Below are 19,473 nucleotides of genomic sequence, written 5' to 3'. Positions count from 1 at the left end.
GAACCATCAAGTAGCATATCGAACTTCGTAATCTACTTTTGCGTAGCTATGGGCTAACAAATAGAAACGAATACAAAAAATAGCCCCAGGGAACCACCCCCGGGACCTTCAACCTAAACCCAAATACCAACTTCACATACCTAAACTTCAACTTCGTCAAGATTTATAAATTCAACCTGGCCGTTTTCTCCAAGATTAACGCCGACGATAGCGTCTTTATTGATCTTACCGGCTAATATTTCTTTTGATAATTCATTGAGTATCTCTCGTTGTAACACACGCTTCAATGGTCTTGCTCCAAATTGAGGGTCAAAACCTTTCTTAGCGAGATGATCCAATGCATCAGAAGATATTTCAAGTTTAACTCCAGACTCCACAAGCCTTTGCTGAATTTGCTTAAATTGGATGTCGACGATCTTACGAACATCCTGTCTCGAAAGCGGTCTAAACATAATCGTTTCATCCACCCGATTCAAAAACTCGGGCCTTACCGACTTCTTCAGTAATTCAAAGACCTCATCTTTCGTTTTATCGAGAACCTCTTCTAGGTTGCCTTCATTTAAGGCTGCAAAATTATCCTGAATTATGGAAGAACCAATATTTGTAGTCATAATTATGATCGTATTTTTAAAATTTGCTACACGACCCTTATTATCAGTTAGCCTTCCATCATCCAAAACCTGTAAAAGGATATTAAACACATCAGGATGAGCCTTTTCAATCTCATCAAGTAGAATTACAGAGTACGGTTTTCTTCTCACAGCTTCTGTAAGCTGACCACCTTCGTCATACCCTACATATCCCGGAGGCGCTCCTACCAGTCTACTCACAGAATGCCTCTCCTGATATTCGGACATATCTATCCTTACCATTGCATTTTCATCATTAAAAAGATATTCAGCTAAAGCCTTTGATAGTTCCGTCTTACCAACGCCTGTCGTACCAAGAAATATGAATGAACCTATCGGCCTTTTAGGATCCTGCAGTCCTGCCCTACTCCTGCGCACCGCATCAGATAGAGCCCGTATGGCTTCCTCCTGTCCTGCTATACGCTTTCCTAATTCCTGCTCCAAAGATAACAGTTTTTCTCGTTCACTTTGCAACATTTTTGACACCGGAATTCCGGTCCACCTCGCCACTACCTCAGTAATATCCTCAGAATCGACTTCTTCCTTCATCAAACTCTCTTCCTGAATTTCCGATATTTTCTTCTGATACTCTTCAAGTTGTTTTTCAGCCTCTCCTATTTTACCATAACGAATCTCAGCCACCCTACCAAAGTCACCGCTTTTTTCAGCCTGCTCAGCCTCAAACTTCAGCCTGTCTATCTCCTCTTTTTGATGCCTAATCCCCTCAATTACTGTCTTCTCATTTTCCCATTTAGCCTTTAGGTCGTTGCGCTTTTCAGTCAGATCAGCTATCTCTTTGGTCAGCTGTCGCTCTTTATCTTTATCCTTTTCCCTTCTGATAGCCTCACGCTCGATTTCAAGCTGCATTACTCGTCGATTAAGCTCATCAAGTTCCTCGGGCAACGAGTCCATCTCAAGCCTAAGCTTTGAAGCGGCCTCATCCATAAGGTCAATAGCTTTATCTGGCAAAAATCTGTCTGAAATATACCGTTGTGAAAGCTCAACCGCTGCTATTACAGCATCATCTTTGATCCTAACCCCATGGTGGATCTCATACTTATCTTTAATCCCCCTTAAGATGGAAATGGCATCCTGAGCTGTTGGCTCATCTACAGTTACTGCCTGAAACCTTCTTTCCAGAGCTTTATCCTTCTCCACATACTTTTGATACTCTTTAAGTGTAGTAGCTCCAATAGCATGTAGTTCTCCTCTGGCCAATGCAGGCTTCAACAGGTTGGCAGCATCCATAGCCCCTTCACCTCCTCCGGCACCAATGAGCGTGTGGATCTCATCTATAAAAAGTATGATCTGGCCATCCGAATCAGTAACCTCTTTAATCACTGCCTTGAGCCTCTCTTCAAACTCACCTTTATACTTAGCTCCAGCTACCAGCAACCCCATATCAAGGGAAATAAGTATCTTATCTTTCAGGTTTTCAGGTACATCACCATCTACAATTCGCTGAGCCATGCCTTCTACAATGGCCGTTTTACCCACACCGGGTTCACCAAGTAGTATTGGGTTATTTTTAGTTCGCCTCGAAAGAATCTGCAACACCCTTCGAATTTCATCATCACGACCAATTACCGGGTCAATCTTACCCTTTTTGGCCTGCTCATTAAGATTAATGGAATATCGCTCCAACGAGCGGTATTTAGATTCTGCGTTTTGATCTGTCACTTTACTTCCTCCTCGTAGTTCTTTAATTCCCGTTATTAAACCTTTGCGTTCAAACCCAACATCCTTCAGTAAAGATGCTGTTTTCTCTCTACCCTCAATTAGTCCCAGAATAATATGCTCCACAGCAATATATTCATCCTGAAACTCTTTTAATTCCTTCTCTGCCTTTTGCAAGGCTGCTGCTGAATCATTAGACAGATAAGGTTGCTGTCCACTCACTTTTGGGTACCCATTAATGATCTCATCAAGCTTCGTATCCAAATGTTGCCGATTAACATTTAATTTTTTGACCAGAAAAGAAATTACATTCTCATCCGAGGCCAAAATGGCCTTCATCAGGTGACCGGGCTCTATAGCCTGCTGTTGATTGCCAGTCGCTATCTCAGCCGCCTTCTGAAGCACTTCCTGTGATTTAATTGTATATTTATCAAAATTCATATCTAGTAGTTTTCACTTTAAGTTATCCTCATCAAATAATCAGCCATACTATGAAATAGAGAAAAAGCAGAAATTATGTCAGTTTTTTGGTAAAAAAATGCTATTTTGATGTCATAGTGTCCTGTAAACCACCTATATCATGAAACTTTTCACACAAACCTTGTTGACTTGTCTACTCATAGCAGGCATCAACAAAATAGCTGCCGCTCAACTGAACTTACCAGAAGATGACGCCCTAAGTAAAAAAGCACAAAATGAACATGCTATGTTCTCGGATAGCTATAAGTTTAAAAAGATTAAAGAAGCGCGAAAGCATCTCGCATGGTTGTTAACCAACACACCAGATATCCATGAAAGCATATACATTAATGGCATTAAGCTATATCAGGAATTAGCTGATGACGACAGCAACCCCAAAGCCCAGGGATATCAGGATTCCGTCTTATTATTATATGACCTTCGCATAAAGTACTTTAATAATGAGAAAGATCTTATTGACAGAAAAGCTTCTGCTGCATACAAGTACTATCGAAACAGGGAAGACAAGACCGTGTACCTATTCAATGTTTTTGAGCGCACTTATGAGTTGAATAACAAAAATGTAGGCACGAACAATCTAGCGACCTATATGGATGTAACCCGCAAGTATCACAAAATCAAACCCCTCAATAAGGATGAAGTTCTCAACCGCTATTATCGGGTAATCGATGCCATTGATTATAAAGAACAAGAAGAAGAAAGCGAGGCCTATGAAAAGATCAGGGCTGTGGCCACAAAAATCTTACTGGAAATCATCAATATTGACTGTAGTGTAATCAAGAACGATCTGGTTCCTCGAATGCAGAAAGATCCAAACATGGCACCTAGGGTTATCTCTTTGTCACTGTCTCAAGGATGCACTAATGAGCCCTATTTTGAAGAAGCCGCAAAAATACTCATGATAGACAACCCGGATTATGCACTCTTAAGGTTTCTGGCTATCAAAGCTGCAGAGAAAGGAAAAATAGATGAGTCCATGCAGTATTTTAATCGTGCTATGGAGGCTACCGATACACCTTCAAAAAAGGCTCAAGTACATTTTGACATAGCCGTGCAACAAAACAAAATGAATAACAAGGCTGAAGCCAGAAGGTACGCCGAAAAAGCTATAGAGACAGATGCAAACTTTAAAAAAGCATATAAATTTATCGGCGACCTGTATTACAACAGTTTCAATGACTGCAAAAAGGAAGAAAGCTGGGTAAGCGACCGCGCCGTATATTGGCTTGCCTACGACATGTATCAAAAGGCAGGAGACCAAGAAGCCATGAACAGTGCTCTGGCTCAATTTCCAACAATCAGTGATATTTTTACCGAAAACCGCGAAGAGGGACAGTCAATACAAGTAACCTGCTGGATCAACCGGTCTACCACGATAAGAAGGAGAAAAGAATAACAAAATAAATATTGCTGATTCTTTATTATTAACACCTTAGAATAAGTGAATATAAGAGAAGAATTATTAAAAGAACATTCTAAGCCAAATGCCATTAGAATTGCTCAGTATATTGCCAATGATGCAACTCGTTTTGACGTACTTATGAAACTCTTTTTAGGTGATGAATACCGTATCACCCAACGTGCCGCGCAGGTTATGAGTATTTGCGTTGATAACTCTCCTCAGTTGATACGTCCATATTTAAGGCAACTGGTATTAAACCTGAGAAATGATATACACGATGCGGTAAAAAGAAACTCATTAAGGGTTTTGCAAAACATAGAGCTTCCCCCCAGTCTTCATGGAGATATGGTAGACATTGGTTTTGAAATACTGACCTCTGGAGATGAACCTGTGGCTATAAAAGTATTTGCCATGACGGTGCTTGCCAATATCTGCCAGAAAGAACCCGACCTTAAAAATGAGCTACAGATAGTCATTGAAGATCAAATGCCATATGGATCAGCAGGGTTTATTAGCCGAGGGAACAAGGTACTAAAAAGGCTTCAACAATACGGTTGAAGCCTTTATATGACATTTATTCTTATCAATTACAATTACTTGACCTGTTTTTCCGAGAGTTCAAATCCCTGCTCTGATAACTCTTTTAAAATTGGAGTATAAACTTCCTTCTCAATCGGAATTTTTACTCCTTTCGACTTTATTTTCCCTTCAAGGATTAGTTTAGCAGCTATTCCAACAGGTAGACCTACAGTTTTTGACATAGCTGTGTTCTTCATATCATCTCCAACAGCAACTAATGTACTATGTATTTCGCGTTGTTTACCATCTTCCAGATATTCAAACTTGTGCCACATCACAATCATATCCTTATCTTCTGGTTTAAGGGTCCATTTTTTCTTCAAAATGTGTTCCAGTATTTGAGCTGGTGTTCCCTTATCAAGTCCTACCTTAACATCATCAAATACCCCCGACCATTTTAACCTGTGCATTTCGGGACCATCAAGTTCAAAGCTCATATAATGAGCCAGCTTCAACTCTACGGTATCATAAGGATTATAGGATAAGAAGGAGTTAATAAATTGCCTGTGAGTCATTTCTCCTACCCCTTCCATTTCATAGGTATCATCAGTAGCTCCCAGTTGAACGAAAACATCCCAGGTACGGCAAAACCCTGGTTTCCTAAAAGTGCCTCTGTAAATGGTTTTCACACCATCTAAACCATAAACATCCAGGTATTTTAATGAATCACGGTTTGCATACCCCTCAAAATATCCATAACCTGGTATGTGTACCTGCTCCGTTCGTTTAAACAGCCTATGGTATGGAATATACTTATAATTCCCTTCTTGTATAAATTTCACTATCCCTTGACCTGCCAACACTACATTTCTTGGGTTCCAGGTAAATTTATACTCCCACGGATTATCATCATCCGTACTGGGCGCCAACAAACCTCCCGTAAAAGATTCGAATGCGGTAAGCTCATGCCCTGCATTCCTTATATGATCTATCACCTTCATGGCAGACATATGGTCAATGCCCGGGTCTAACCCACACTCATTAAGTATTATTATGTCCTTCTCCTCGGCCGCCTTATCCAGAGCCTTCATCTCATCAGACACATAGGAGGCCGTGACCATGTTAATACCTTTATCAGTACATATTTTCGCAACCACCGGATGAAACTTAGCAGGGAGCATGGAGATAACTATATCTGCCTTGCCAATCTCCTCAACACGCTGTGCTTCATTAAGAATATCAAACTGAAAAGCACTGCTATTTTTACTTTCTGTACATTTCTCCTGAGCGAGCCCCAGGCTGTAGTCTCCTACACGAACATGCCAGTCGTTACTTTTCGCATGTAGCAATAAATAATCTATAAGTGACGAAGCCGACCGACCAGCGCCAAGCACCAAAACATTTTTCATTAGTTTAATTTTAATATTTGACAGGTGAAAGCCTCAACCTTGCCTCTTTACCAAATACTTAAAAGAGACTTAAAAGTCAAACAAATTCCCCCACCCTACTTCAATTTAGGTGTTCAAAGTAAATGAAATCATAAGGTTATTATCAATTCTTATGCATAAAAATTTTTCTACTAGATGGTAGGTATTATATTGCATAGCTAGATAAGATATTATGCTAACAAACCAATATACAGAATTAAATTACGCCATATATAACGATGAGTCGGAACTGGAAGAAGAAGACCTAAAGCTTATCGAAAGTGCTCGAAATGCCTGTAAAACGGCATATTCTCCTTACTCAGGGTTTCAGGTTGGAGCAGCACTACTACTCGAGAATGACAAAATAGTTTCAGGTTCTAATCAGGAAAATTCGTCTTACCCTGCAGGTTTATGTGCAGAAAGAGTAGCATTGTTTCATGCGGGGGCTGAATATGGTACATTAAAAGTCAAAAAAATTGCTGTTACTGCGCAAAAAAAAGACAGTTCCTTTTTTGTACCAGTAACCCCTTGTGGCAGTTGCAGACAAGTAATGCTTGAATATGAGATCAAGCAAAACACCCCCATAGAAGTTATTATGCAAATAGCAGAGAACAAATGGGTTAAAACACTTTCAACAGAAGTGCTTTTACCTTTTTGCTTTAATAAGGATGCATTATAATTGATTTTAATAAAGAAATTGTAAATTAGTCGGTTCTCTTCAAAACATATTTCTGAATGAATTTGAACTTACAAAACTTATCACTTCGAAGTCAGTCCATAGCGATATTTTTAGGCTTAGTGATTCTGGCCATTATTAACTTTTTTGTGATTTCCTATCTTCAGAATAGAATCACAAATGCTGCTAAAGAAATCGAAGCAGCCAAGGAACTTCATAGTCTCCCTCCGCAAATTGCGACAAATGCTCAGCTCTTCGCTGACGGGAACACCAGAGCACGGGGTAATCTTGAAACAACAGCAAAACGTTTCGAGGAGATTTTACTGGCACTGGATTCAGAGCACCAGGAAGAGAATGACACGCTTAAGGTAAATGGTGGAATGTACGCCAACCTCACCAAGCAGTGGTTAAAATCAAAAAAGCACATAGACAAGCTGTTGTTCGAGCCGTTGACAATTGATACAGTAGTACAAGAGTCTAAAGAAGTACCTTTATACGACTCTCTAAATACAATTACTACAGAGACAACCCAGAAAGTTTTGAATATTCGAAACCCAAATCTGGAAAGAGCAAACAACTATTTACAAAGCTACTCCTCCGAGCTATCCAAAGCATCGAGAAGAGTTTTATCTGCCAAAACAAGAGCATTTGACTCACAAAGCAACACACTTACCTATACTTCGCTTATTTTCCTGCTTGTATTTATTGGTGCTATTATTAGTATATTGATCTGGACCCGAAAAAAAATCAATGTCCCGATGAAAGATCTTCATTTAATAGCATCTCACGTTAGCAATGGGGATCTTTCAAAAAGATCTTCCTATACCCTCAACAATGAAATAGGGAAAGTGGCCAAATCAATTAATAAGATTAGCGAAAACCTTCAGAATGCAACTGCTTTTGTAAACGCTATTGAAAATGGCAAGTTGGACGTCGAGTTTAAAGGTACTGAAGGTGAAGACCTAAGAAACAGAGGCCTTGAAGGAGCGTTACTTACCATGCGTGATCAAATGAAACGTGTAGAGGAGGAAGAACGTGAAAGAAAATGGTCAACAGAGGGTTTAGCTAAATTCGTAGATATTTTACGTTCCTCCAATGATGATGTACACGCATTGAGTGATATTATTATCTCTAATCTGGTAACCTATACCAAATCAAACCAGGGAGGGATTTTTATTGTAAATGATCAGGATGAAGAAAACAAAATACTGGAACTCATATCCTTGTATGCCTTTAATACAAAAAAATATGATAAACGCTCATATAGAGCTGGGGAAGGTCTGGTAGGGCAAACTTACCTGGAGAGGCAAACTACCTATCTACTTGAAATACCTCATGACTACATAGCCATAACTTCAGGCTTGGGTGGTGCCAACCCAAAAGCCATCCTTCTGGTTCCATTAATGGTCAATGAGGATATATATGGAGTAATCGAGCTTGCCTCATTTAATGAATATAAAGACTACCAGATAGAGTTTGTTGAGAAGCTGGCAGAAAGCATTGCTTCTACAATAGCCGGGACGAAAAACAACCAGCAAACCAAAACTCTGTTAGAAGAATCTCAGGCACTAACTGAGCAAATGCAGGCGCAGGAAGAGGAAATGCGCCAAAACATGGAAGAGCTCTCAGCAACACAAGAAGAAATGTCGAGGAAAGAAGTAGAAATGACAGCACAGCTCACAGCTATCAACAACAGCCTCTCTTCTGCTGAGTACAATATGGATGGGGTACTCTTAACTGCAAATAATAATTATGTTAAGCTACTCGGCTATGAACTGCTTGATAACATTCAGGGTATCTCTTTTCACACCATCAGTTCTGGCGATACTTCCGATCTTTGGAGAGACCTGCATAATGGAATAAGTCACTCAGGAAACTACACCAAGCGAAAGAAAAATGGTGAAGAAGTTTTGGTAAATACTACCTATACTCCTGTGAAAAACAATCATGGCGAATACTATAAAGTAATAGAGCTTATTTTATCCGTTGAATCCCAGGAATCGGAAAAAACAGACAGTGCTGAGTGGGAACAAATGAAAGAGGTAGAAGAGGAACTAAGACAAAATCTCGAAGAATTAGAAATTACCCAAGAACAACTCAACCAAAAGCTAAAGTCATCAGAAGCTACTCTAAACTTGCTGGATAATGTGGTTAAAATTGTTATCTTCAACAATGAAGGCACTGTCACCCATATAAATCGTTCTGCTCAGCAGGTCCTCGATATTGCAGACTCAGATATTACAGGCCAGAGCATTAACCAATTGGTTGATGAAGATTTGTTGACTGAAGAAACTATTTCCAAAAAGGAAATTACTTTTAAAGCTAAACCTGATAAAATAAATGTTAAGGCTGAGGTTTATCACGATGCAGCGCTTAACCAAAACTTTATCATATGGATATAAATATTTTTTTCGCAGAAAAGTTTTAGACCTGATAGTTTTTAAGTTTTATAAGATAAAATTATTAAATTACACAATTTACATTTTCATAGAATAGCTGGCATATAGATAATGAAGGAAATCGACATTGCAGATTTAAAAAGAATAACAGAGTTGGTGAAGACCAAGTACAACTATGACTTTACCAATTATGCCATGTCATCATTTAAGAGGCGGATCCTTCGAATACTCGAGCTCCACAATCTCAATGTTGACGAACTGATTAAGAAGTTATATGATCCTGCATTTATGGAAGACTTCTTAAATGAAATTACAGTTAATGTAACTGAAATGTTCCGTGACCCTCCCTTCTGGAGAGTTTTAAGAGATGACATTATTCCAGCTATTATGCTTAACCATCAAAAGATTAGGATATGGCATGCTGGCTGCTCATCTGGTGAGGAAGTCTTTTCAATGGCCATTATGCTACGTGAAATGGGCATCTTGGACAATGTATCGCTAATAGCAACGGACCTAGACTCCAACATACTCGATAATGCAAAAGCAGGTGTATACAACCTGAAAAACATGGAGCTTAATGAGAAGAACTATATACGCTTTCAAGGTACTTCTTCTCTAAGCAAGTATTATAAGGAGTCCAATGGAAAAGCTGTGATGGACAAAACATTGGTTGAAAATGTATCTTATAGAAAACATGACCTCGTTAAGGGTGAGGTTTTCAACAAATTTGACCTTGTTTTATGCCGCAATGTCATGATCTATTTTAATCAGACATTACAAAATGAGGTTCTAAAGAAATTCCATGAAAGCTTATTCAAATATGGGTACCTGGCGATTGGCTCCAAGGAATCACTTATCTGGTGTGATATTGCCAGTAAATTCATTGTAGTCAATAACGAGGAAAAGGTATATAAGAAAATTAAGGACTGAGGTAGCTGAATGGGAATGAGCCGTTTTACATTAAATAACAAATATAAAGCCGTAGTAATTGGCGGATCGGCGGGGAGTTTTCAGGGAATTGTAAAGATACTTTCGCATTTACCTCCAGACTTTCCTTTGCCTATTATCATGTGTTTGCATCGACTCAAACATGTGAGAAATGGTTTTGTAGAAGCATTGTCGATCAAAAGTATAATGGAAGTAACTGAGCCGTATGATAAAGAGGGTATAAAAAAAGGCAAGGTCTATCTCGCACCTGCCAATTATCATTTGTGTGTTGAGCTTGGTCATTATTTTAGTCTTTCTACTGAAGAAATGATCAATAATTCCAGACCAGCAATAGACCTAACTTTGGGCACTGCCGCATATGTTTATAGAGATAAGCTGATCGGCATCTTACTATCTGGTGCTAATCGTGATGGAGGCTTAGGCATGAAATATATCAAAGATAGAGGAGGCCTTACCATTGTTCAGGATCCTAAAGAATGCATGATAGACACAATGCCTAATGCTGCTATTAATGCCACCGCCATTGATTATGTATTGAAGGTGGATGAAATAGTAGAATTTTTTACTGAATTAAACAAACAATATAAATAGATTAGGATGAAGTTCGAATATAGAAAATTAAGCATTGTTCTGATTGCTATATATTCAGCATGTATGATTTTCACAGCGTATGAGCTATTCCAATTACCTGACGATCTGGTCTATGGTAGTCAGGTATTAAGTGCAGGAGACCTCAAAGCTACAGGCTTCGTATTCGTGAAACTATATGTAGTTGTTGGTATAACCATGATTGTAGGCATGGCTGCACTGGCAACCTCTCTCAACAAGAAAAGCTCAGAAGTTATCTATGTTGAAAAGAAGAAATCAGCAAGCGAGCAATCAAGCAAAGAAGATGAGGAGAACATAAACAGTCATACTCTTGACATCAGTGCTGTAAAAGATATAATTGCCAGTGAATCAGATAAAGATAAGCTGGCAAAAGAGATATTAACACATTTGTGCAAGCATTTAGACGCTGGAATTGGTGCTTTTTACACCACCTCTAAAGAAGGTGATAAGCGAATAGTTGAAATGCAAGCATCATATGCCCTGATTCTTGGAGAGTCTGAAACGATTAAATTCGAATATGGAGAAGGGCTTGTGGGACAGGTAGCACTTGAAGAAAAAACACTTATTATTGATGATATCCCAGAAGGCTATGTAAAAATAGTTTCCGGCTTGGGCAGCGCTACACCAACCCATTTATTGGTTGTTCCTGTGAAAAACGGGGACTCACTATATGGCGTGGTAGAAATTGCTTCCTTTACCAATCTGGGAAAAGCTGATGCGGAAATGGTGGCTGCAGCCTTCAAACAATTGACACAGAAACTGTTTGGTACAGCTAAAACCACGAAAAAGACCGCTGATACCAAAGAGGTTAAAGAGGGTGATTTGAATAAAAAAGGGGGAGAATAAGGTATCCCTAAAAGAAAAAATTGAGGCGTAAAAACATATTGAAAATTTATGTTCAAAAATCTAAAGATCAGTACAAAGATAACGGCGCTTGTAGCCACAGTAGTCATTTTGGCTGTTGCTGCTATTAGTTTATTATCATACAAGCTCACAACAGATACCATTGTAGCACGATATGAAAAAAGCTTAAGCGTAATAGCCGAGAACCGTGCAGACAAAATAGGTGCTTATTTTGACCATGTTATAGCAAACTTAAAACTTCTACAAGAGACCAAAACGATTAAAGAAGGAGCCTCACCTTCTTTCAATGCTCCTCCGGAACCTACCTTTGATTCAGATTCGGCAGCTACAGATATTGGATTTGAAGAAGATCCTATGGGTTTTGGCATGGGTATGGACGATACAGGAGGCTTTGATACGGGTGAAGTTCTCGAACCTGAACCCAAAGTCGATCACGATGTCAGTGGCTTCCTTAATGAAGTTAAACAGAGCCACGGTTATGAAAACCTTTATATTACAGAGCCCAATGGCGTAATTTCTTACTCTACCAATCCTAAATTAGGCAAGGGCTCTAACCTGGAAGATGCAGATGGACACATGTTAGGCCAGTCTGCTCAAAAGATCTACTTCAGTAACATCACCAAGAATGAAGAAAATGGCAAATACTACATGTATGCAGGCGCCCCTGTTAACCACACCAGCGGTAAGTCACTGCTATTTATAGAAATTGACATGAGTGAGGTGTACTCCATTATTCAGGATACCACCGGACTTTTGCATACAGGCTCAGTATTACTGGCAAGAATAGATACACTTGCCGGAAGAATTAACTTTCTTCATACATCACGAAATGACACATTAACTTCTGTAGGAGCTTTGAAAGATGGTGCCGAGAGAGGCAGAGCAGTACAGGAAGCGACAAGAGGTGGCTCTGGTCATGGTGTAAGAACGGATCATAAAGAAAATGAAGTGGTAGCTGCCTGGAGGCATATACCAAACATCAATTGGGGGCTGGTTGCAAAAATTAATACCAGCGAAATATTTGCAGAATCAGAAAATCAACTTTACTACTTCCTTATTATCGGCTTTATCATTGTTCTACTAGCTACTTTGCTATCTCTGATTTTCTCAAGGTACCTTATAAACCCTTTGCTCTATCTCAAGAAAAATCTGGAGTTAGTTGGCAATGGAGTTCTCCCTGAAAAGGTGGAAAAGAAATCAAATGATGAAATCGGTATGATGGCCGTTAGCCTGGATTATCTGGTACAAACTTTAAAAGGCACCGCACAATTCGCCCAACAGATTGGAGAAGGAAACTTTGATGCAAACTACAAACCTATCAGTGAAGAAGATGCTTTGGGTATTTCTTTAGTTAACATGCGTGATAATCTAATTGAAGCAGAAAAAAGGGATAAACAAAGAAACTGGATTGTAACAGGTGTTGCAGAAATAGGAGAAATCCTTCGAGCTCATGATAACCTGGAGCAGTTGGGGGACGAAACTATCAAGTATATTATAGAAAAAATTGGCGCAGTACAGGGCGCGTTTTATGTAATCAATGATGAAGCTGAAATTGACGAAATGGTTCTGACCATGATGTCAAGCTATGCCTACAACCGCAAAAAACACCTTGAAGTCAGCTTCAAATTTGCAGAAGGACTTGTTGGTCAAGCTGCTGCAGAAAAGGATACTGTATTACGTACAGAGATACCTGAGGATTATGTAACCATTACTTCCGGTATTCTGGGTGATCAAAGGCCTGGTTGCATACTCATTGTTCCTTTGATTACAGATGAAAAAGTATACGGTGTTCTGGAATTTGCAGGTTTTGGCAAGTTTGATCAAGGAAAAGTGAAGTTTGTAGAGGAGCTCAGCTTAATCCTGGCTAGAACCGTATTTAACATTAAGGTCAACGAACGTACCAGAAAACTTCTTGAAGAATCTCAAGCCATGAGTTCCGAGCTTCAGGAAAAGCAGGAGATCCTAAGACAGAATGCGGAGGAAATGCAGGCAACTCAGGAAGAGCTGCAAAAGTCAAATGTAAAACTGGAAGAGCAAATCGAAGAAGTAAACCGCACACAAAAGCGTATGCAGTTACTGCTTGAAAATGCTTCAGAGGTAATCACCATCTACGAAGAAGACGAAACTATCAGGTACATAAGTCCATCCGTAGAACCAATATTAGGTTACTCACAAAAAGAAATGATGGGTACCGCCGATGTTGATAAAGTGCATCCTGAAGCTGTTGAAGCTTTCAAAAATATGTTTGAAGAGCTTAAGGCCAACCCAGATGATCAGGTAACCATCCAGTACGAATATCTAACTAAAGAAGGTAATTACATCTGGTTGGAGTCAACGGGAACCAACTTCATGTCGAACCCGGCAATTCATGGTCTCATCGTTAACTCTACCGATATTACAGAAAGAAGACGAGCCGAGCAAGAGCAAAGGATGAGAAGTAAAATGCAGGCTCTTTCTGAAAACTCGCCTGACCTTATAACCAGGCTTGAAAACGAAACGATCTCATACATCAACCCTGTTATTGAAGAATACACTGGTAAAACACCTATCGATTACCTCAACCATAAAGTAGGAGAAACCGACTTAAATGAAAAAATCCTGGAGTCATGGCTTACTATTGTGGAACAGGTAAATGCTTCAAACGCAAAGGTTGCTACAGAGATGGATTTCCCTTCTGAAATGGGGGATCGTGTGATGCAGGTCAACGCTATTCCTGAATATGATGAGGCCGATCATCTAGAGTCTGTTTTGGTTGTATCTCACGACATTACAGATCGCAAAATGATCGAGATGGAGATACAAAACAAGAATAAGAAAATTGCTGACAGTATTAACTATGCCAAACGTATTCAAAATGCAATTTTGCCCAACACCGCTGTAATCAATAAAGTCTTACCAGATTCTTTTATTCTATATAAGCCAAAAGATGTGGTAAGTGGAGACTTCCCATGGTATGTGCAGGTTGGCAATGATATTTATATGGCAGCCGTTGACTGTACCGGTCATGGTGTACCTGGTGCTCTATTATCATTAATCGGTTACTTCCTATTAAATGATATTGTTCGCAGTAGAAAAATATCCGATCCGGGAATCATTCTTGACCAACTGGATGAAGGAGTGACAACCACTTTGAGACAAGATCAGGACGACTCAAAAACCAAAGACGGTATGGATATAGCACTTTGTAAAATAAATACCGATTCACAAAAAGTAGAATATGCAGGTGCACACCGTCCACTTTATGTCGTAAAACAAGGAGAGCTTGAGGAAATCAAAGGCAACAAGTTTGCTATTGGTGGCGGTATTTATAAGAACCAGACTAATTTCACCAATTATCAAATGACGCTTTCCAAAGGGGATTCTATTTACTTCTGCTCTGACGGATTCCCTGATCAGTTTGGAGGTCCTAACAACAGAAAGTTTGGCCCTAAACGTTTAAGAGAATTAGTTACCAAAATACATCACAAGCCAATGAAAGAGGCCTTTAAGGACTTTGACAGAGAGTGGGAAGATTGGAAGGCGGATGAAAAGCAAACGGACGATGTGCTATTAATCGGTATAAAATTTTAGAACTTATAGATTAAAAGTACTATTTTGGGGGGAAATTATGGTCACAGGCTTGACTGAAAAATGACACAAACAATTAATCGGCAATAAGAATAAACATATAACGACTTATGAAGTATATTTTCGACTTACACCAAACCATGTTGGAGCAAAACCTCATCTTGGTTTATGAAGGTGAATTTACCCAGGAAATTACAAAATCAGTATTAGCCATGGCTGAAAGAAATATGGATTCATCTGGTGAGGAGTCCAGTATTAAGCGTAAGGTTTTTAACGTAATGGTAGAATGCCTTCAAAACATAGTTAAGCATGCTGATGACGTTGAACACAATCATTCTGCTGTATTCATGATAGGTAAGCAGGATAACGAATACATCATTGTGTCTGGTAACCCGATCAAACGTGATAAAGTAGATGGGTTAAAAAGCAAACTAGATCAGATCAATAGCCTTGACAAAGACGGCTTAAAGACCTTATATAAAGATATAATTAAGAACACTGAAATCTCTGATAAAGGAGGAGCTGGCCTTGGCTTCGTAGATATGGCCAGAAAATCTGGAAGAAAACTAGAATATGAGTTTCTTGACATGGAAGACGGAGATTCGTTCTTTTGCCTAAAATCCTCAATTGCTAGAGTTTAAAATCATACTGAATCACTATTTTTTAAATTAACATAAAATGGAAATACTTAATTTAGAAGGCACTGAAGATACCCCGAAAATCATACTGGATAAAGGAAATGGCATCTTTGAAATCTCCGGAAGATCTCTTCCTGAAGATTCTGCTGAATTTTATCAGCCAGTTCTCGACTGGATTGAAGAGTACTCTAAAGCCCCAAATGGAAATACGGACTTCATGTTCAAACTAGAATACTTCAACACTGCTTCTTCAAAGCTAATATTAGATGTTCTATCAGCTCTTGAAGACATTGATGGTGTAAATATTCTATGGTACTTTCATGAAGATGACGAGGATATGGAAGAAGCCGGAGAGGAATTTTCTGAACTAGTTGAAATTCCATTCGAATTCAAAACTTATTAATATCCCGTTCCTAATTTTTTAAACTAATAATTAAGTATAGGGAACTAACCTATGAGTGAGGAAATACTTAAAGCACTGACACAGTTATTTGCTATTATTACTAAGCAAGATGGTGGCGTTACTGAGAAAGAAAGACAGTTTGTTATCAGTTTCTTTAAGCAGGAGTTAGATCAGGATTCTGTTAAAGAATACCTGGAGCTTTATGATAAATTTTCCGGATATAACCAAGATTCTAAAGATGATGATTCCGGAGAAGAAAAAACAACAAAAAAGCGTAAACTTACATCGGTAAGAGATTCGGTAAAAACCCTCGGCCTTTGCAAGAAGATCAATAAAACCCTTACTCAAAAACAAAAGGTTGTTGTACTCATCAAAATTCTTGAGTTGGTAGGTTCTGACCAGAACTTCACCCCTCAAAGAATGGAGATCATAGATACAATTAGTACCGTATTTAATATAGTTAAAGATGAATACAAGCTAATCGAAAGCTTTGTTATTCAACAAGATATAAAAGAGCTTAACTTCAACGATCTGTTGCTCATTAATAGCAATGAAAACAATGGCGGTGATAGTGAAGCTAAACACCTTCAATCTGAAATACATGGCGACCTCATCTTTCTAAGAGTTAAGAGTGTTGACATGTATTTCACCAAATATCTAGGCAAAGATGAAATCGTACTCAACGGTTTTATCATGCTTAAAAACAGAGTCTACCTATTCTCCCACGGAAGTACAATTAAAACCCCACAAGGGGCTGCATTATACTACAGCGACCTAATTTCGCTTTTTAACGAAGAATTTAACACTACAAAACTCTCATTCAATGCTGAAATTGAAGAGTTTCGCTTTCCGAATGGTGCCCTTGGCCTTAGAGACGTTAGAATAGCTGAGGGACCAGGTAAACTCATCGGCATAATGGGTGCCAGTGGAGCTGGAAAAACTACCCTCCTCAATGTGCTGGCAGGTATCGAAAAACCTTCAAAAGGAAGTATTAAGATCAATGGATTCGATATCCATGAAGAAGAGGAAAGTATACATGGCGTAATTGGGTATGTTTCGCAGGATGACCTCCTGATAGAAGAACTAACAGTATATGAAAACCTCTACTACAATGCGAAGCTGTGCTTTGCCACATATTCTGAAGAAGAGTTAAGTAAAAGAGTTCTTGACGTACTTGAAAGCCTGGGACTTGACCAGCGCAAAGACCTTAAAGTAGGTAGTGTTCTGGACAAAACTATTAGCGGTGGTCAACGAAAAAGGTTGAATATTGCACTTGAACTGATACGAGAGCCAGCAATACTCTTTGTTGATGAGCCTACATCCGGCCTTTCATCACGAGATTCTGAAAATGTTATTGACCTTCTGAAAGAGCTTTCCCTAAAAGGAAAACTAATATTTGTGGTTATCCACCAGCCATCATCAGACATTTATAAAATGTTTGACAAAATGTATATGATGGACACCGGAGGGTATCCTGTATTCTATGGAAACCCTGTTGAAGCAATTACATATTTCAAAAAGGCAACCAACCAAGTTGATAGTCAAAGGGGACAGTGCGAAACGTGCGGAAATGTTAACCCTGAACAGATTTTTAATATTATTGAGGCTAAGGTAGTTGATGAATATGGTCAGCTTACGAATAAAAGGAAAATCAACCCTCAGCAGTGGAATGAAAGCTTCAAGAAAAACTTCAGTATTGAAAAAGTTGAAGATGTAAATGAAGAACCTCCACATTCTCTAGATATTCCAAATAAAATAAAGCAGGCGGTAATATTCACCACCCGTGACATGCTAAGTAAAATAAGTAATAAGCAGTATCTGCTTATTAACTTACTGGAAGCTCCCCTATTAGCGTTTATCTTGGCATTTATCATAAGGTATAAAAGCTCACCATATGGAGATGAGTACCTTTTCAGATTCAACGAGAATATACCTGCTTTTATGCTTATGAGCATAATTGTAGCCCTGTTTATGGGACTAACGGTAAGTGCCGAAGAAATAATACGGGATCGAAAAATACTAAAAAGAGAGTCATTTCTTAACCTCAGCTGGAACAGCTATTTAATGTCCAAATTATTTATTCTGTTCCTTCTTTCAGCAATACAAACCCTCACATTCGTACTTATTGGCAATCTGATACTTGAGATCAGGGAAATGACAATTTCATACTGGCTTGTACTGTTTACGGTTTCCTGCATGGCTAATGTTCTAGGACTAAACATTTCCAGTGCATTCAACTCTGCCGTCACCGTATATGTACTGATACCGCTGTTGCTAATCCCACAGATGATCCTAAGCGGACTTTTATTTAGTTTCGACAAACTAAATAACATCATTAGTACAAAAGGTAAAGTACCTATTGTTGCCGACTTTATGGCTTCACGTTGGGCATATGAGGCTTTAGCCGTTGAACAATTTAAGCATAACTCATATGAAAAGCCGTATTATGGATTGGAAAAGATAGAAGCAGATGCTGACTTTAAGTCATCCTATATCGTAGAAGACTTAAAAAAACGGCTGAGTTACGCTGCTGACCACTTCGAAAGTGACAATGATTCAATAAAAGCTATTGTTGGCAAAGATTTATCTATCATAAGTCAGGAGCTATCCGACGAACCTTATAGAGAAGGGCTCGAAAATATTGATGTTATTAATGACCTGACCATTGGCAATTTCAACAAAGAAAAAGCTACTCAACTGGAGCAGTACTTTGGTAAGTTTAAAGCACATTACCAAGATGTTTATAACAAAACTGTTGCCATACGAGACAATATGGTATACTCCTTTGAGAATAACAAAGAGTACGACTACAACCTCAATGAGTACAAAAACAAGTACCACAATGAAAGTCTGGCTGATCTTGTAATGAACATCAATGAAAAGGACAGGATCATAGAATATCAGGGGAAATTGATACAGCAAATCAACCCTATATACAATGACCCTGATAAACCTGAACACTTACTGGATTACAGAACGCATTTTTTTGCGCCAAAGAAGTACTTATTAGGAAGTTATGTGGATACATATTATTTTAATATTATAGTAATTTGGATAATGACATTAATTCTCTATTTTACACTCTACTTTGAATTGCTCAAAAAAGGTATCTCAGCTTTTGGCAAAATTAAATTTGGGCGTAAGGGAGAAGTATAACTTATCCGAAAAACAGGTTATGGTTTGTAATAGATAAAGGAATTTATAATTTTGTTTATCACTTTTTAATGTTTTACCT

The 19,473-nt window shown here is 38.7% G+C and carries 13 protein-coding genes; 11 read left to right on the top strand and 2 right to left on the bottom strand.

Features of this window, described 5'->3' with window-relative positions; translation table 11 throughout:
• Nucleotides 1–140: 140 nt before the first annotated feature.
• Nucleotides 141–2,747, bottom strand: a complete 2,607-nt coding sequence (clpB, locus tag JMN32_RS13125; protein ID WP_202856781.1) for an ATP-dependent chaperone ClpB — start codon at nucleotides 2,745–2,747, stop codon at nucleotides 141–143.
• A 139-nt stretch (nucleotides 2,748–2,886) separates the two neighbouring features.
• Here clpB and JMN32_RS13120 point away from each other — a divergent pair, with 139 nt between their 5' ends.
• A complete protein-coding gene (locus JMN32_RS13120; RefSeq protein ID WP_202856780.1) occupies nucleotides 2,887–4,182 on the top strand; it encodes a tetratricopeptide repeat protein in 1,296 nt (431 codons plus the stop codon).
• 45 nt (nucleotides 4,183–4,227) lie between these two features.
• Nucleotides 4,228–4,746, top strand: a complete 519-nt coding sequence (locus tag JMN32_RS13115) for a hypothetical protein (protein WP_202856779.1) — start codon at nucleotides 4,228–4,230, stop codon at nucleotides 4,744–4,746.
• 35 nt (nucleotides 4,747–4,781) lie between these two features.
• Here the strand turns inward: JMN32_RS13115 and JMN32_RS13110 are convergent, their stop codons facing one another.
• A complete protein-coding gene (locus JMN32_RS13110; RefSeq protein ID WP_202856778.1) occupies nucleotides 4,782–6,116 on the bottom strand; it encodes a saccharopine dehydrogenase family protein in 1,335 nt (444 codons plus the stop codon).
• Nucleotides 6,117–6,327: 211 nt separating this feature from the next.
• Between JMN32_RS13110 and cdd the strand changes: the two genes are divergently transcribed.
• From cdd to JMN32_RS13065, 9 genes are all read left to right on the top strand, one after another.
• Nucleotides 6,328–6,813, top strand: a complete 486-nt coding sequence (gene cdd / locus JMN32_RS13105; protein ID WP_202856777.1) for a cytidine deaminase — start codon at nucleotides 6,328–6,330, stop codon at nucleotides 6,811–6,813.
• A 56-nt stretch (nucleotides 6,814–6,869) separates the two neighbouring features.
• Nucleotides 6,870–9,212 carry a GAF domain-containing protein gene (locus JMN32_RS13100; protein WP_202856776.1) on the top strand — a complete coding sequence of 781 codons (2,343 nt, stop codon included), beginning with the start codon at nucleotides 6,870–6,872 and terminating at the stop codon, nucleotides 9,210–9,212.
• Nucleotides 9,213–9,320: 108 nt separating this feature from the next.
• Entirely contained in the window at nucleotides 9,321–10,139 is an 819-nt protein-coding gene (locus tag JMN32_RS13095; RefSeq protein ID WP_202856775.1) for a CheR family methyltransferase, read from the top strand.
• Nucleotides 10,140–10,154: 15 nt separating this feature from the next.
• Entirely contained in the window at nucleotides 10,155–10,748 is a 594-nt protein-coding gene (locus JMN32_RS13090) for a chemotaxis protein CheB (protein ID WP_202856774.1), read from the top strand.
• Nucleotides 10,749–10,754: 6 nt separating this feature from the next.
• Nucleotides 10,755–11,612, top strand: a complete 858-nt coding sequence (locus JMN32_RS13085) for a GAF domain-containing protein (protein ID WP_202856773.1) — start codon at nucleotides 10,755–10,757, stop codon at nucleotides 11,610–11,612.
• Between the two features lie 48 nt (nucleotides 11,613–11,660).
• Nucleotides 11,661–15,200: a PAS domain S-box protein gene (locus tag JMN32_RS13080; protein ID WP_202856772.1), complete on the top strand. Its 3,540-nt coding sequence runs from the start codon at nucleotides 11,661–11,663 to the stop codon at nucleotides 15,198–15,200.
• Between the two features lie 107 nt (nucleotides 15,201–15,307).
• Complete coding sequence (locus JMN32_RS13075) at nucleotides 15,308–15,838, top strand: SiaB family protein kinase (protein WP_202856771.1); 531 nt, start codon at nucleotides 15,308–15,310, stop codon at nucleotides 15,836–15,838.
• 37 nt (nucleotides 15,839–15,875) lie between these two features.
• Nucleotides 15,876–16,238, top strand: a complete 363-nt coding sequence (locus tag JMN32_RS13070) for a DUF1987 domain-containing protein (protein WP_202856770.1) — start codon at nucleotides 15,876–15,878, stop codon at nucleotides 16,236–16,238.
• A gap of 51 nt (nucleotides 16,239–16,289) precedes the next feature.
• The gene (locus JMN32_RS13065) at nucleotides 16,290–19,394 is read left to right on the top strand and encodes an ATP-binding cassette domain-containing protein (protein WP_202856769.1); all 3,105 of its coding nucleotides are present in this window, start codon (nucleotides 16,290–16,292) and stop codon (nucleotides 19,392–19,394) included.
• Nucleotides 19,395–19,473: the final 79 nt, after the last annotated feature.

It is taken from the genome of Fulvivirga marina (assembly GCF_016775155.1).
GTDB lineage: Bacteria > Bacteroidota > Bacteroidia > Cytophagales > Cyclobacteriaceae > Fulvivirga > Fulvivirga marina.
The sequence above is the reverse complement of the archived record's forward strand: the minus strand, read 5'-3'. Positions and strand labels throughout refer to the sequence as shown.

Coding starts and splice junctions, on each gene's coding strand:
- clpB (WP_202856781.1), bottom strand. CDS start 2,747: ATGAATTTTGATAAATATACAATTAAATCACAGGAAGTGCTTCAGAAG.
- JMN32_RS13065 (WP_202856769.1), top strand. CDS start 16,290: ATGAGTGAGGAAATACTTAAAGCACTGACACAGTTATTTGCTATTATT.
- JMN32_RS13095 (WP_202856775.1), top strand. CDS start 9,321: ATGAAGGAAATCGACATTGCAGATTTAAAAAGAATAACAGAGTTGGTG.
- JMN32_RS13120 (WP_202856780.1), top strand. CDS start 2,887: ATGAAACTTTTCACACAAACCTTGTTGACTTGTCTACTCATAGCAGGC.
- JMN32_RS13070 (WP_202856770.1), top strand. CDS start 15,876: ATGGAAATACTTAATTTAGAAGGCACTGAAGATACCCCGAAAATCATA.
- JMN32_RS13085 (WP_202856773.1), top strand. CDS start 10,755: ATGAAGTTCGAATATAGAAAATTAAGCATTGTTCTGATTGCTATATAT.
- JMN32_RS13080 (WP_202856772.1), top strand. CDS start 11,661: ATGTTCAAAAATCTAAAGATCAGTACAAAGATAACGGCGCTTGTAGCC.
- JMN32_RS13075 (WP_202856771.1), top strand. CDS start 15,308: ATGAAGTATATTTTCGACTTACACCAAACCATGTTGGAGCAAAACCTC.
- JMN32_RS13110 (WP_202856778.1), bottom strand. CDS start 6,116: ATGAAAAATGTTTTGGTGCTTGGCGCTGGTCGGTCGGCTTCGTCACTT.
- JMN32_RS13100 (WP_202856776.1), top strand. CDS start 6,870: ATGAATTTGAACTTACAAAACTTATCACTTCGAAGTCAGTCCATAGCG.
- JMN32_RS13090 (WP_202856774.1), top strand. CDS start 10,155: ATGAGCCGTTTTACATTAAATAACAAATATAAAGCCGTAGTAATTGGC.
- cdd (WP_202856777.1), top strand. CDS start 6,328: ATGCTAACAAACCAATATACAGAATTAAATTACGCCATATATAACGAT.